We start from the raw sequence: 13,548 nt of genomic DNA, 5'->3' as shown, positions 1-13,548 counted from the left end.
CGCGGGGTCAGAGGCTGACGCGCGCTGCGATCTGGTCGGCGTAGGCCCGCTCGCCGGCGGCGTTCGGGTGGACCGGCACGTAGTTGAGCGAGCCCGCGAGCGGCTCGACCCAGCGCACCCACGGCAGCTGGCAGGCGTCGCGTCCGGCCGACGGCGCCCACATGTCGACGAAGGTCGCGCCGTTGTCCTTGGCGGCCTGCTCGAGCGCGGCGTTGAGGACCTGCTCGATGCCGTTGACGTAGGGCACGTCGCCGGTCGCGATCGGCATCGTCGCGTAGCAGCCCTTGGTCGGCGGGAGGATCTGCGGGTAGCCCGGGACGACGATGCGGGCCTGGGGTGCCCGCGCCTTGGCGGCGGCGATGGCGGCACGCACAGCGGGGTAGGTCTTGGTCCGGATCGTGTCGGCGTAGGACGAGCCGTAGGTGTCCTTGCAGGGGCTGCCCTGGCCGGCGGTGCGGAGACCGGCCGTCGCGCACTGCTGGATGATGCTCGTGAAGACGCTGGAGTCGTTGCCACCGATGCCGATCGTGACGAGGCGGGCCGCCGGGGTCACGGCGTCGAGCTGCGGGGCGACACCGGTGAACTGCGAGCCGGTGAAGTCGCCGGTGTCGGCCCCGCCGCAGGTGACGTCCGTGAGCGCGCCGCCGCTGCGCTGCGCGAGGAGCTTGGGGTAGTTGAGCGCCGACTGCGTGCACTGCGGGTTCGCGGTGGGGCTCAGCGGGAGGACGCCGGAGCCGGCCGAGAAGCTGTCACCGAGTGCGACGTACCGGCCGGCCGGGACGCGGGGTCCGGTGGTGGCTCCGGTGGCGGCCACGGCCGGGCTGGCGAGCCCGAGCGCGAGCGTGGCTCCGGCGGCGCTGGCGAGGGCGGCGAGGGCGAGGGCGGGGCGGCGGCGCATGTGAACTCCGTTGTTCGGCGGCGTTGGTTACTTCCACGTAACCAGAAATCGCCCCGTCGTGACCCGCAAGGGTGGCGCCGGTCACGTTCGCCGGCACCCGGCATACGGGCATCGTCCGGAGGAAAGGTTGAGGGTCCGGAGGGAAATGTTCCCTCCGGACCCTCAACGTTCCCGCATGGGGAGCGAAAACCAGCGGCGCGAGCCTCAGCGGTAGTTCGTGTACTGCAGCGCGACGTCGAGGTCGGCGCCGCTGAGCATCCGCTGCACGGCCTGAAGGTCGTCGCGCGACTTGCTCGACACGCGCAGCTCGTCGCCCTGGATCTGCGACTTCACGCCCTTGGGGCCCTCGTCGCGGATGAGCTTGTTGATCTTCTTGGCGTTCTCGGTCGAGATGCCCTGCTTGAGCGGGACGTCGAGCTTGTACTCCTTGCCCGACAGCCGCGGCCCGCCCTCGGGCACGTCGAGGTGCTTGAGCGAGACCTTGCGCTTGACGAGCCAGGTCTGCACGACGTCGAGCACGGCGAGGCAGCGCTCCTCGGAGTTGGCCTGCATCGAGATGGTCTCACCGGACAGCTCCACCTTCGCGCCGACGTTCTTGAAGTCGTAGCGGTTCGCGACCTCCTTGGCCGCAGCGTTGACCGCGTTGGCGATCTCCTGCTTGTCGTAGTTGCTCACGATGTCCATGGAGCTGTCCGCCACGGGTCCTCCTCGTTCGGGTGCCCCGGGGGCGTGCGGGGGCACGGTTTCGTTGTTGCGTGGTTGGCTTGCTATCCTTCCACGCGCACGGCGGGTTGCCCGAGCGGCCAATGGGAGTGGACTGTAAATCCATCGCGAAAGCTTCGAAGGTTCGAATCCTTCACCCGCCACCAGTGCTTGGAAGGCCCCTGACCGGTATGCCGGTCGGGGGCCTTCGTCATCCCCTCACCGTGCGCTCTGCGTGGGGGAGCCGGTGGCGGAGTGTGCGGGGCCGCGGTCCAGCGTGAGGGCGGTGTTGATGAGGCCCACGTGGCTGAACGCCTGGGGGGTGTTGCCGAGGTGGCGCCGGGCCACCGGGTCCCACTCCTCGCTGAGCAGGCCGACCTCGTTGCGCACCTCGAGCAGGCGCTCGAACAGCTCGCGGGCCTCGTCCGTGCGGCCGGTCAGCGCGAGCGCGTCGGCGAGCCAGAAGCTGCACGCGAGGAACGCGCCCTCGTCCCCGGGGAGGCCGTCGACCGTGCCGTGCTCCCCGGTCGGGTCCGCGTCGGTGCGGTAGCGCAGCACGAACCCGTCTTGGCAGAGCTCTCGACGCACGGCGTCGACGGTGCCGACCACCCTGGGGTCGTCGGGTGGGAGGAACCCGACGCGGGGGATGAGCAGGAGTGCGGCGTCGAGACCGCGGGATCCGTAGTACTGGGTGAACGTGTTCCGCTCCGCGTCGAAGCCGCGCTCGCAGACCTCGTCGTGGATGGCGTCGCGGGTGGCCCGCCACCGGTCCAGCGGGGCGCTCAGCCCGGAGCGTTCGGCGGTAATGATCATCCGGTCGAGCCCGACCCAGGCCATGACCTTGGAGTGCACGAAGTGCTGGCGTGGGCCGCGCACCTCCCACAGCGAGCTGTCCTTCTCGCGCCAGACGCTCTCGAGGTGGTCGGTGAGGAGGCACTGCAGGGTCCAGGCGTCGTCGTCACCGGCGAGGCCGGCCTCGCGTGCGCTGTGCAGTCCGTCGAGCAGCTCGCCGTAGACGTCGAGCTGGAACTGCCCGGCCGCCTCGTTGCCCACGCGCACGGGCCGCGACCCTTCGTAGCCCGGGAGCCACTCCAGCTCGGTCTCCGCGAGCCGGCGGCGGCCGGTGAGCGAGTACATGATCTGCAGGTCCTTGGGGTCGCCCGCGACCGCCCGCAGCAGCCAGTCGCGCCACGCCTTCGCCTCGTCGGTGTAGCCACCGCCGGTGAGGGCCTGGAGTGTGAACGCGGCGTCGCGCAGCCAGCAGTAGCGGTAGTCCCAGTTGCGGGGGCCGCCGACCTGCTCGGGCAGCGACGTGGTGGCGGCCGCGGCGATGCCACCGCTCGGTGCGTAGGTGAGGGACTTGAGGACGAGCAGAGAGCGACGCACCGCCACGCCGTAGCGGCCGTCGTAGGTGCAGTGCCCGACCCACTCGCTCCAGTAGCGGTCGGTGTCCGCGAGCGCCCGCTCCGGGTCGTAGCGGCGCGGCTCCGGCTCGTACGAGGGCGCCCAGGTGAGGACGAAGGGGATCCGGTCGCCGGCGCCGACCGAGAGCTCGGCCCGGCTGCGCAGGTTCTCGCCCCGCAGGGCCACGGGGGTGTCGAGCCACAGGGAGTCCGGGCCGGCCACCGCGACCCAGCGCCCACCCGAGTGACGCACCCACGGCACGACCCGTCCGTAGTCGAAGCGGACGACGAGCTCGACGCCCATCTCGACCCGTCCGCTCACGCCCTCGACGATCCGCACGATGTCGGGCTGGGTCTGGCGCACCGGCATGAAGTCGATGACCCGGACCGTGCCCTCGCCGGTCTCCCACAACGTCTCGAGGACCATCGTGTCGTCGCGGTAGGCCCGGCGGGTGCAGACCCCGCCCGCGAGTGGGGCGATCCGCCAGCGTCCGGCCTCGGGTCCGCCGAGCAGGGCCGCGAACGACGCGGAGGAGTCGAAGCGGGGCAGGCACAGCCAGTCCATCGACCCGTCGCGGCCGATGAGCGCGGCGGTCTGGAGGTCCGACACCACGGCGTAGTCCTCGATCCGGGACGGTGGTGCACCGGGCCAGAGGTCGGTGGACTCGTCCGCGCCGCTCTCCGCCTGGCGCGTCCCGCGCGCCTTGCGCCCCTTGCGCGTCTCGCGCATCTCGACCTCTCGCCTCGTCGCCGTCCGGTCCATGCAACCTACCCAGCGCACACCCGGGGTGAGGCCCAACGACGTCGACGGCCACGATCCGGGGTAGAACTGCTGTCATCCGTGAGAGGACGTGGCACATGCCCGTGTGGGCTCAGGCTGGACTGTGGGGGCTGCTCGCGGGCGGTGCGCTCGTCGTCGGTGCGGCGGTCGCCTGGTTCGTCCGCGTGCCCCAGCGGGTCGTCGCGACGATCATGGCGTTCGGCGCCGGCGTGCTCATCTCGGCGCTGTCGTTCGACCTCGTCGACGAGGCCGAACGGACCGGCGGGCTCGTGCCGACCGCGGGCGGGTTCATCGCCGGCGCCGTGGTCTACGTCGCCGCCAACGTCCTGCTGTCCAAGCGGGGCGCACGCCATCGCAAGCGCTCGCACGAGATCCAGGGCTCCGAGGCGGACAACCCCGGCAGCGGAGCGGCGATCGCCATCGGGGCGCTGCTCGACGGCATCCCGGAGTCGATCGTCCTCGGGCTCACGCTGCTCAGCGGCGAGGGCGTCGGCATCGCGGTGTTCGTCGCGATCTTCCTGTCCAACCTGCCCGAGGGCCTGTCGAGCGCCGCGGGCATGAAGGCATCGCAGCGCAGCGCGCGCTACGTCTTCGGGGTGTGGGGCGCCATCGCGGTCGCCAGCGGTCTGGCCGGTCTCCTCGGCGTGCTGCTCCTCGAGGGCGCCACCCCCGAGACGGTCGCCGCGATCACGGCGCTCGCGGCCGGCGCGATCCTCGCCATGGTCGCCGACACGATGATCCCCGAGGCGTTCGAGAAGACCCACCTGTATGCCGGCCTCGCCGCGACCGTCGGCTTCCTCACCGCGTTCGTCATCGGCCACGCGTAGCGAGGCCGCCGTCAGGGCGTGAGGATCTGCCGGACCTCGGTGCCCGCGTGCAGCCGGTCGAGTGCGCCGTTGACGTCGTCGAGCGGCACCGAGCGCGAGGTGACGAGGGCGTCGGCGGGCAGGACCCCGGCGGCATACAGGTCGAACAGGCGCGGCAGGTCGCGGCGCGGGACCGACGAGCCCATGTAGGAGCCGAGGATCGACTTCTCCTCGCCGACGAGTGACGCGATGGGGACCTGGATCTGGTGCCGCGGGTGGGGGAGCCCGGCGACGACGATGCGTCCGCCGCTGCGCGTCGCGGCGTATGCCGTCGCGAGCGCGCCCGGGTGCCCGGCCGCCTCGATCGCGACGGTCACGCCACCACGGGTCAGGTCGCGGATCTCGTCGACGACGTCGTCGCCGGCGAGGACGCCGTGGGTCGCGCCGACCGCCCGTGCAGCGTCGAGCTTGGCCGGCACGGTGTCGACGGCGACGACGGGGTGCGCGCCCGCGAGGGCGGCCGCCATGACTGCGGAGATCCCGACCCCACCGAGCCCGACGACGGCGACGGACTCGCCCGGGCGGACGACCGCGGTGTTGAGGACCGCGCCGGCGCCGGTGAGGACGGCGCACCCGAAGACGGCCGCCACGTCGAGCGGCACCTCATCGGGGACGGGCACGAGCGAGCGAGGGGAGACGACGGTGAGCTCGGAGAACGCCGAGACGCCGAGGTGGTGGTGCAGTGCGGCGCCGGAGGCGTCGCGGAAAGGTCGCCGGCCGGTGACGAGCCGGGCCTCGCGGTTCGCGGCCTGGGCGTCGGCGCACCGCACCGGGTTGCCGCCGGCGCAGTCGGGGCAGTGGCCGCAGGACGGGACGTAGGAGCAGACGACCCGGTCGCCCGGTCGGACGTCGGTGACACCGGCGCCCACCTCCTCGACGACACCGGCCGCCTCGTGCCCGAGCACCATCGGCAGCGGCCGGGGACGGTCGCCGTTGACGACCGAGAGGTCCGAGTGGCACAGGCCCGCGGCGGTGATCCGCACGAGGACCTCGCCGGGGCCGGGCGGCTCGAGGGTGACCTCCTCGACGGTGAGCGGCGCCGACCGGGCGAACGGCAGCTCGTCGGTGGACCCGCGCAGCACGGCCGCTCTCGTCGTCAACGTCATCGCTGCACTCTCGGTCCTGACGCGGCCGATGGCAACCCGACGGCCACGGGGTCTCCGGGACGACCACCTCATGGGAGATTTCCACACGCCGACCCACGACTACGTCACCGGATGGCAGAGTGTGCGGATGGCTGACGGAGGGGTCGCTGGGCTCGTGCTCGCGGCAGGGGCGGGGCGACGTATGGGGGGACCCAAGGCGCTGCTCCGCCTCACGCCGTCCGGCCCGTCCCTCGTCGAGACCGCGGTGACGCGGCTGCACGACGCGGGAGTGGGGGACGTCCACGTCGTCGCCGGCTCCGCAGCCGACCAGGTGCGGGTGCGTGCCGAGAGGGTCGGCGGCCTCGTCGTCGAGGCGGCCGACTGGGCCGAGGGGATGGGCGCCTCGCTGCGACGCGGCCTCGACGCGCTGTCGAGGACGGGTGCCGACGCCGCGCTGCTCATGCTCGTCGACCTGCCCGACGTCGGCGCCGAGGTCCACGCGAGGCTGCTCACGGCGGTCGCCGACGAGGGTGACCTCACCGCGGTGCTGGTGCGGGCGGCATACGACGGTCTGCCCGGACACCCGGTGCTGCTGGGTCGCGCGCACTGGGCAGCGGTGCGTGAGGGCGCGGTCGGAGACTCTGGCGCTCGCGACTACTTCAAGGACCAGCGGCCCCGGCTCGTCGAGTGCGGGGACCTCGCGAGCGGGCGCGACATCGACAGGCCTGCTGACGTCTGAGCAGCGCCCGTGTGACGATGCTCGGTATGGATCTCGCCCCCGCCACCGCTGCGGACCTGCGCACCGCGCTCGAGGGCACCGGCTACCTCGTCGACGACGACCTCGCCACGATCGCGTGGCTGGCCACCCGGCTGTCGCGACCGCTGCTCCTCGAGGGCGAGCCCGGCACCGGCAAGACCGCGCTCGCCGAGGCGCTCGCCCTCGCGGCCGGGGTGCCGCTCATCCGGCTCCAGTGCCACGAGGGCATCGACGCGAGCCAGGCGCTCTACGACTGGGACTTCCCGCGCCAGATCCTCCATCTGCGTGCGGTCGAGGCGGTCGACGGCGCCGGCTCGCTCGACGAGGTCGAGGCCGGGCTCTTCGAGGAGCGCTTCCTCGTCGCCCGTCCGATCCTGCGCGCGCTGCGTGAGGCTCCCGCCGTGCTGCTCGTCGACGAGATCGACCGCGCCGACGACGAGTTCGAGGCGTTCCTGCTCGAGGTCCTCTCGACGTGGCAGGTGAGCATCCCCGAGCTCGGGACGGTGCGCGCCGAGGTGCCGCCGCTGGTCGTCCTCACGTCCAACCGCACCCGCGAGGTGCACGACGCGCTCAAGCGGCGTTGTCTCTATCACTGGCTCGAACACCCCTCTCTCGAGCGGGAGCTCGCGATCGTGCGGTCCCGTGCGCCCGAGGTTCCGGAGGCGCTCGCGGACCAGGTCGTCCGTGCCGTGCACGCCGTCCGTGACGACACCGAGCTCCTCAAGCCACCCGGCGTCGCCGAGACCCTCGACTGGGCCCGCGCGCTCCACGAGCTCGGCGTGCGTGACCTCGACACCGCCTCCGCCGCCGCGTCGCTCGGCGTCGCCGTGAAGTACCGCGAGGACGCCGACCGCGTCCGCGCTGCACTCGACCGGATCCTCGCGAGGTGACGTCGTGACGGTGACGCGCGCTCCGGAGGAGATCCTCCTCGGGTTTGCGCGTGCCCTGCGCGCCGCGGGCGTCGCGGTGACGGCCGACCGTGAGCGCACCTACCTCCTCGCGGTCGCCACCGTGGGCCTCGAGGACCAGGCCGCCGTGTATGCCGTGGGGCGCGCGACGCTCTGCGGCTCGCCCGCCGACCTCGAGCGCTACGACCTCGTGTATGCCGTGTGGTTCGGTGCGCAGCGCCCCGCGGCCGCGCGTCGCCCCCCGTCGAGGCCGCCGGCGCCGATGGCGGACCTCGCCGACGATGGTGACCAGGGAATGGAGGGCGATCTCGACCCCGAGGCGGTGCGCGCCCGAGCCAGTGCCACGGAAGTGTTGCGGCACAGGGACATTGCGACGATGTCGGCGCGCGAGCGGGCGACACTGGTACGGCTGTTCGGGGGCCTGCGGCCACGACCGCCTCGCCGACGCACCCACCGGCTCGCCCCCTCGCGCCGCGGCCGCGTGGACGCGCGAGCCACGATGCGCGAGATGCTCCGTCGACACGGCGAGCCGGGTCCGATCCGGTGGCGCCGCCGGACCGAGCGCCCCCGTCGGGTCGTGCTGCTCCTCGACGTCTCGGGCTCGATGAGCGCCTACGCCGACGCCCTGCTGAGGCTGGCCCACGCGTGGTGCCGGGCGGACGGACCGGTCGAGGTCTTCACCCTCGGCACGCGGCTCACCCACGTCACCGCGGCGATGCACCAGCGCGACCCCGACCGGGCGCTCGTCGCGGCCGGGCGCACCATCCCCGACTGGTCCGGCGGCACCCGGCTGGCCGACGGACTCAAGGCCTTCCTCGACCTCTGGGGCCGGCGCGGCATGGCGCGCGGCGCCGTCGTCGTCCTCGTCAGCGACGGCTGGGAGCGTGGCGACCCGCAGGGCCTAGCCGAGCAGATGCGACGGCTGCACGCCCTGGCGCACCACGTCGTCTGGGCCAACCCGCACCGCGGCCACGACGCCTACGAGCCGGTCCAGCTCGGCATCGTCGCCGCGATGCCGCACATCGACTCGTTCGTCGCGGGCCACTCGATGGCCTCGTTCGCCGAGCTGCTGGAGGTGGTCGCCGATGCGTGAGGTGCTGCGTGAGCTGCGCGCGTGGTGGGACGCGGGGGAGCCCGTGGCGCTCGCCACCGTCGTCGACACGTTCAGCTCGTCGCCGCGTCCGCCCGGCGCCGCGATGCTCGTCGGGCCGGACGGCACCGTCGTCGGCTCGGTGTCCGGCGGGTGCGTCGAGGGCGCCGTCCACGACGTCGGCCAGGACGTGTTGGTCTCTGCCACACCGGAGCTCGCGCACTACGGCGTCTCGGACAGCACGGCATACAGCGTGGGTCTCACGTGCGGTGGTGAGCTCGACGTCTTCGTCGAGCGCGTCGACGCCGAGAGCTTCCCGGAGCTGGGGTCGGTCGCCGACGACATCGACGCCGGACGTCCCGTCGCCGTCGCCACCGTGGTGGCACACCCGGATCCGACGTGGGTGGGACGGCGGCTCGTCGTGCGCCCCGACTCCGTCGTGGGTGAGCTCGGCAGCGAGCGCGCCCACGACGCCGTCACCGACGACGCGCGCGGCCTGCTCGACCACGGCACGACCGAGACCCTCACCTACGGGCCCGACGGCGAGCGCCGCGGCGAGGGCATGCGCGTCTTCGTCGCGTCCTACTCGCCGAAGCCGCGGATGATCGTCTTCGGCGCCATCGACTTCGCGGCGGCGGTCGCCGAGATGGGCGCCTTCCTCGGGTATGCCGTGACGGTGTGCGACGCGCGTCCCGTCTTCGCGACCCCGGCACGGCTGCCCGCGGCGGACGAGGTCGTCGTGTCCTGGCCGCACACCTACCTGCGCGACGAGGCGGCGGCCGGGCGGATCGACGGGCGCACCGTGCTGTGCGTGCTCACCCACGACCCGAAGTTCGACGTGCCGCTGCTCGAGGTGGCGTTGCGGCTGCCCGCCGTGGCCTACGTCGGAGCGATGGGCTCGCGGCGCACCCACGACGACCGGATGCGGCACCTGCGCGAGGCCGGGCTCACCGAGTCCGAGCTGTCGCGACTGTCGTCGCCGATCGGCCTCGACCTCGGTGGGCGCACACCTCAGGAGACGGCCGTGTCGATCGCCGCTGAGATCGTCGCGCTGCGGTGGGGCGGTCGCGGTGACCGGCTCGCCGACCGCGACGGGCCGATCCACACCTGAGCCCACGCAGTGAGGGTGCAGCTCCCTGCGAGGGTGCTGTCAATCTCGTTGAACCCTTGTCATCGTCCGCCCTTTCGGAGAAAGATCGCGGACATCCGCATTCCGCCACGGCGAAGGGTCAACGATGACTCGGATCACGGTCACGGTCGACGGCACGGCATACACCGACGAGGTGGAGCCGCGCATGCTCCTCGTCCAGTACCTGCGGGAGGTGGTGGGCCGGACCGGGACGGTCATCGGGTGCGACACGAGCAACTGCGGCGCCTGCACGGTCCATCTCGACGGCAGGAGCATCAAGTCGTGCAACGTGCTCGCCGTCCAGGTGGACGGGCACGAGGTGACGACGATCGAGGGGCTCGCCCAAGGGGGCGAGCTCCATCCGATGCAGCAGGCCTTCCACGAGTGCCATGCGCTCCAGTGCGGCTACTGCACGCCGGGGATGATCATGCAGGCCATCGACGTGCTCGCCGACAACCCGAACCCGACCGAGCAGGAGATCAGGGTCGGGCTCGAGGGCAACCTCTGTCGGTGCACCGGCTACCACAACATCGTCAAGGCCGTGCAGCAGGCGGCCGGCCAGGGTGCGACCTCGGGAGCGCAGTCATGACCGCCGTCGACGACCGGCCCGAGGCGCAGGCGCCTGTGCGCGAGATCGGGCGCGACCGGCGCCGCAAGGAGGACCAGCGGCTCATCACCGGTCGCACGCGGTGGACCGACAACCTCCAGCTCCCCGGCATGCTGCACCTCGCGATGGTCCGCAGCCCGCTGGCGCACGCGACCATCGCCGGCATCGACACCGAGGCGGCGCGCCAGGCGCCGGGGGTCATCGCCGTCTTCACCGGCGCGGACATCGCCGACATCCAGGGCGTCAACATCACCGCGTGGCCGATCACGACCGATCAGAAGTCGCCCGACCACCTGCCGATGCCGCTCGACCGCGTCGCCCACGCCGGCGAGATCGTCGCCGTCGTGGCTGCCCGGACCGCCGCCGAGGCGCGGGACGCCGCCGAGCTCGTCGACGTCGACTACGACGAGCTCCCGGCCGTCCTCGACCTCAAGGAGGCGGCGACCGACTCGGTCCTCGCGCACCCCTCGCTCGGGACCAACAAGTCCGCCTTCTGGCAGCTCGACTCCAAGGAGGGTGGCACCGGCGAGGACATCGAGGAAGCCATCGCCAAGGCGCGTGACGGTGGCATCGTCATCGAGCGCGAGTACCGCCAGCAGCGGCTCATCCCGGCCTTCATGGAGCCCCGCTCCACCGTCGTCGACCCCACCGGCGAACAGGTGACGATGTGGTCGTCCACGCAGGTCCCGCACATCCTCCGGTTCTGCATCGCTGCGACGACCGGGCTGCCCGAGTCCAAGATCCGGGTCATCGCCCCGGACGTCGGTGGCGGCTTCGGCGGCAAGCTGCAGTCGACACCCGAGGAGTTCGTCACCCTCGCCGTCGCCCGCAAGCTCGGCCGGCCCTGCAAGTACACCGAGACCCGCTCCGAGACGATGGTGTCCGCGCACCACGGTCGTGACCAGTGGCAGAAGCTCACCCTCGCCGCCGAGAAGGACGGCACCGTCCTCGGCCTCAAGGTGGAGCTGCTCGCCGACCTCGGCGCCTACGCCGCGCTCGTCGGTGGCGGCGTGCCCGTGCTCGGCGCGTGGATGTTCAACGCGATCTACAAGTTCCCGGCATACCGCTTCAACACGACGAACTACTACACGAACAAGACGTGGGTCGACGCCTACCGCGGCGCGGGGCGACCAGAGGCGACCTATGCGATCGAACGGCTCATGGACGAGCTCGCCGCCGAGGTCGGCGTCGATCCTCTCGAGATCCGGGAGAAGAACTGGATCACGCACGACGAGTTCCCGTTCACCACCGTCGCGGGCATGACCTACGACTCCGGCAACTACGAGGCCGCCACGGCCCGGGCCAAGGAGCTCTTCGGCTACGACGAGCTCCGGGCCGAGCAGCGGCAGCGGCGCGAGGCCGGTGACCCGGTGCAGCTCGGCATCGGTGTGTCGACCTTCACCGAGATGTGCGGTCTCGCGCCGTCGCGCGTCCTCGGCTCGCTCAACTACGGCGCCGGTGGCTGGGAGTCCGCGAGCATCCGGATGCTCGCCACGGGGACGGTCGAGGTCGTCACCGGCACCTCCCCGCACGGCCAGGGCCACGAGACGGCGTGGAGCCAGATCGTCGCCGACCGGCTCGGGGTGCCGTTCGAGAACGTCGAGGTCCTCCACGGCGACACCCAGATCGCGCCCAAGGGGCTCGACAGCTATGGGTCGCGCTCGCTCGTGGTCGGTGGCGAGGCGCTCGTGCGCGCCGCCGACAAGGTCATCGACAAGGCCCGGCCGTTCGCGGCGCACCTGCTCGAGGCCAACCCCGACGACCTCGAGTTCACCGATGGCCGGTTCTCGGTCAGGGGCACCGACACGGGCATCGGGCTCACCGAGGTCGCGCTCGCCACCTTCACCGGGCACAACCTGCCCGACGGCGCCGAACCGAGCCTCGACGCCGACGCGACCTTCGACCCGGTGAACTTCTCGTTCCCGCACGGCACCCACCTCTGCGCGATGGAGGTGGACACCGAGACCGGTGCCACGACGATGCGCAAGTACGTCTGCGTCGACGACATCGGCGTCATCGTCAACCCGCTCATCGTCGAGGGCCAGGTGCACGGCGGCCTCGTCCAAGGGATCGCCCAGGCCCTCTGGGAGGGCGCCGAGTACGACGAGCAGGGCACGCTCGTGTCAGGGTCGTTCGTCGACTACACGCTGCCGACCGCGGCCGACACGATCAGCTTCGTCACCGACCACACGACCTCGCCGTCGACGTCGAACTCCCTCGGCACCAAGGGTGTCGGCGAGGCCGGCACGATCGCCTCGACCCCGGCCGTCGTCAACGCCATCGTCGACGCTCTGCGGCCGATGGGCGTCAACGACATCACGATGCCGTGCACGCCCGAGCGGGTGTGGACCGCCATCCAGACGGCCGGCGCCAACCAGTCGGCGCCGGTCCCCGCCGACGCGCAGCCGCACTTCGACGCCGACACGCCCAACCAGGATCCCGGTGCCGCGGCGGAAGGAGCGGGGCAGTGATCCCCGCATCCTTCGACTACCTCGCCCCCACCTCGGTGGCCGACGCCCTGGCCGCCCTCGAGGAGGCAGGCGACGACGCCAAGGTGCTCGCCGGTGGCCAGAGCCTCCTGCCCATCCTGCGGATGCGGCTCAACGCGCCCGAGAAGGTCATCGACCTCGGTCGGATCGAGGAGCTGCGCGGCATACGAGAGGACGGTGACCACGTCGTTATCGGTGCGATGACGACCTACGCCGAGGTGCTGGCCTCGGACGCCGTGCGCGAGCACGCAGCCGTGCTGCGGGCTGCCGTCGCCGAGGTGGCGGACCCGCAGATCCGTCGCCGCGGGACCCTCGGTGGCGCGCTGGTCCACGCCGACCCGGCGGGTGACGTCGGCGCACCCGCGCTGGCTCTCGACACCGAGTTCGTCGTCACCGGCCGCGGCGGTGAGCGGACCGTCGCGGCCGCCGACTTCTTCCACGACCTCTTCGAGACCGCGGTCGGCGAGGGCGAGCTGCTCACGGCGATCCGCGTCCCGAAGCACACGGGGTGGGGCGGTCACTACGAGAAGTTCGTCCGGGTCGCGCACCAGTGGTCGATCATCGCGGTCGCGGCGACGGTGCGGGTCGAGGGCGGCTCGATCGCGGAGGCACGCATCGGTCTCACCAACATGGGGTCGACGCCGCTGCGTGCCTCGTCGGTCGAGGCCGCGCTCATCGGGGCGGCGGCCACCGAGGACGCCGTGCGCGAGGCGTGTGCCGCGGCCTCGGAGGGCACCGACCCACCGAGCGACCTCAACGGCAGCGCCGACTACCGACGCGCCATCGCCCCGGTGCTCACCCGCCGCGCGGTCCTCGCGGCCGCGGGAGGCTGA

The 13,548-nt window shown here is 72.3% G+C and carries 12 protein-coding genes and 1 tRNA gene; 9 read left to right on the top strand and 4 right to left on the bottom strand.

Features of this window, described 5'->3' with window-relative positions:
- Positions 1-7: 7 nt before the first annotated feature.
- Positions 8-898, bottom strand: coding sequence for an SGNH/GDSL hydrolase family protein (locus tag ACSQ11_RS01690; RefSeq protein WP_436002429.1), 891 nt, complete (start codon positions 896-898; stop codon positions 8-10).
- Positions 899-1,102: 204 nt separating this feature from the next.
- Positions 1,103-1,597 (bottom strand): YajQ family cyclic di-GMP-binding protein, encoded by a 495-nt coding sequence (locus ACSQ11_RS01685; protein ID WP_436002427.1) that lies wholly within the window; start codon positions 1,595-1,597, stop codon positions 1,103-1,105.
- A gap of 86 nt (positions 1,598-1,683) precedes the next feature.
- On the opposite strand from ACSQ11_RS01685, the gene ACSQ11_RS01680 reads away from it, so the two are divergent.
- Positions 1,684-1,767: transfer RNA gene (locus ACSQ11_RS01680), tRNA-Tyr, on the top strand.
- A 52-nt stretch (positions 1,768-1,819) separates the two neighbouring features.
- Here ACSQ11_RS01680 and ACSQ11_RS01675 read toward each other — a convergent pair.
- Complete coding sequence (locus tag ACSQ11_RS01675; RefSeq protein WP_436002425.1) at positions 1,820-3,766, bottom strand: glycoside hydrolase family 15 protein; 1,947 nt, start codon at positions 3,764-3,766, stop codon at positions 1,820-1,822.
- A gap of 95 nt (positions 3,767-3,861) precedes the next feature.
- Between ACSQ11_RS01675 and ACSQ11_RS01670 the strand changes: the two genes are divergently transcribed.
- Positions 3,862-4,611, top strand: coding sequence for a ZIP family metal transporter (locus ACSQ11_RS01670; RefSeq protein ID WP_436002423.1), 750 nt, complete (start codon positions 3,862-3,864; stop codon positions 4,609-4,611).
- An 11-nt stretch (positions 4,612-4,622) separates the two neighbouring features.
- On the opposite strand, the gene ACSQ11_RS01665 is transcribed toward ACSQ11_RS01670, so the two are convergent.
- Positions 4,623-5,756: a zinc-binding dehydrogenase gene (locus tag ACSQ11_RS01665; protein ID WP_436002421.1), complete on the bottom strand. Its 1,134-nt coding sequence runs from the start codon at positions 5,754-5,756 to the stop codon at positions 4,623-4,625.
- A gap of 70 nt (positions 5,757-5,826) precedes the next feature.
- Here ACSQ11_RS01665 and ACSQ11_RS01660 point away from each other — a divergent pair, with 70 nt between their 5' ends.
- The 7 genes from ACSQ11_RS01660 to ACSQ11_RS01630 all read left to right on the top strand — a co-directional run bounded on the left by ACSQ11_RS01660 (position 5,827) and on the right by ACSQ11_RS01630 (position 13,548).
- Positions 5,827-6,474: a nucleotidyltransferase family protein gene (locus ACSQ11_RS01660; RefSeq protein WP_436002419.1), complete on the top strand. Its 648-nt coding sequence runs from the start codon at positions 5,827-5,829 to the stop codon at positions 6,472-6,474.
- A gap of 26 nt (positions 6,475-6,500) precedes the next feature.
- Complete coding sequence (locus ACSQ11_RS01655) at positions 6,501-7,382, top strand: AAA family ATPase (RefSeq protein ID WP_436002417.1); 882 nt, start codon at positions 6,501-6,503, stop codon at positions 7,380-7,382.
- 4 nt (positions 7,383-7,386) lie between these two features.
- Positions 7,387-8,493, top strand: a complete 1,107-nt coding sequence (locus tag ACSQ11_RS01650) for a vWA domain-containing protein (protein ID WP_436002415.1) — start codon at positions 7,387-7,389, stop codon at positions 8,491-8,493.
- Positions 8,486-9,601, top strand: coding sequence for an XdhC family protein (locus ACSQ11_RS01645; protein WP_436002413.1), 1,116 nt, complete (start codon positions 8,486-8,488; stop codon positions 9,599-9,601). The genes ACSQ11_RS01650 and ACSQ11_RS01645 overlap by 8 nt, the downstream gene beginning before the upstream one ends.
- Positions 9,602-9,725: 124 nt before the next feature.
- Positions 9,726-10,208 (top strand): (2Fe-2S)-binding protein, encoded by a 483-nt coding sequence (locus tag ACSQ11_RS01640; protein WP_436002411.1) that lies wholly within the window; start codon positions 9,726-9,728, stop codon positions 10,206-10,208.
- A complete protein-coding gene (locus tag ACSQ11_RS01635; RefSeq protein WP_436002409.1) occupies positions 10,205-12,697 on the top strand; it encodes a xanthine dehydrogenase family protein molybdopterin-binding subunit in 2,493 nt (830 codons plus the stop codon). The genes ACSQ11_RS01640 and ACSQ11_RS01635 overlap by 4 nt, the downstream gene beginning before the upstream one ends.
- A complete protein-coding gene (locus ACSQ11_RS01630; protein WP_436002407.1) occupies positions 12,694-13,548 on the top strand; it encodes an FAD binding domain-containing protein in 855 nt (284 codons plus the stop codon). Before ACSQ11_RS01635 ends, ACSQ11_RS01630 begins: the two co-directional genes overlap by 4 nt.

This window comes from Knoellia sp. LjRoot47 (assembly GCF_964253435.1).
Classification (GTDB): domain Bacteria; phylum Actinomycetota; class Actinomycetes; order Actinomycetales; family Dermatophilaceae; genus Knoellia.
The sequence above is the reverse complement of the archived record's forward strand: the minus strand, read 5'-3'. Positions and strand labels throughout refer to the sequence as shown.

Coding starts and splice junctions, on each gene's coding strand:
- ACSQ11_RS01690 (WP_436002429.1), bottom strand. CDS start 898: ATGCGCCGCCGCCCCGCCCTCGCCCTCGCCGCCCTCGCCAGCGCCGCC.
- ACSQ11_RS01660 (WP_436002419.1), top strand. CDS start 5,827: ATGGGAGATTTCCACACGCCGACCCACGACTACGTCACCGGATGGCAG.
- ACSQ11_RS01670 (WP_436002423.1), top strand. CDS start 3,862: ATGCCCGTGTGGGCTCAGGCTGGACTGTGGGGGCTGCTCGCGGGCGGT.
- ACSQ11_RS01645 (WP_436002413.1), top strand. CDS start 8,486: ATGCGTGAGGTGCTGCGTGAGCTGCGCGCGTGGTGGGACGCGGGGGAG.
- ACSQ11_RS01655 (WP_436002417.1), top strand. CDS start 6,501: ATGGATCTCGCCCCCGCCACCGCTGCGGACCTGCGCACCGCGCTCGAG.
- ACSQ11_RS01640 (WP_436002411.1), top strand. CDS start 9,726: ATGACTCGGATCACGGTCACGGTCGACGGCACGGCATACACCGACGAG.
- ACSQ11_RS01675 (WP_436002425.1), bottom strand. CDS start 3,766: ATGGACCGGACGGCGACGAGGCGAGAGGTCGAGATGCGCGAGACGCGC.
- ACSQ11_RS01665 (WP_436002421.1), bottom strand. CDS start 5,756: ATGACGTTGACGACGAGAGCGGCCGTGCTGCGCGGGTCCACCGACGAG.
- ACSQ11_RS01635 (WP_436002409.1), top strand. CDS start 10,205: ATGACCGCCGTCGACGACCGGCCCGAGGCGCAGGCGCCTGTGCGCGAG.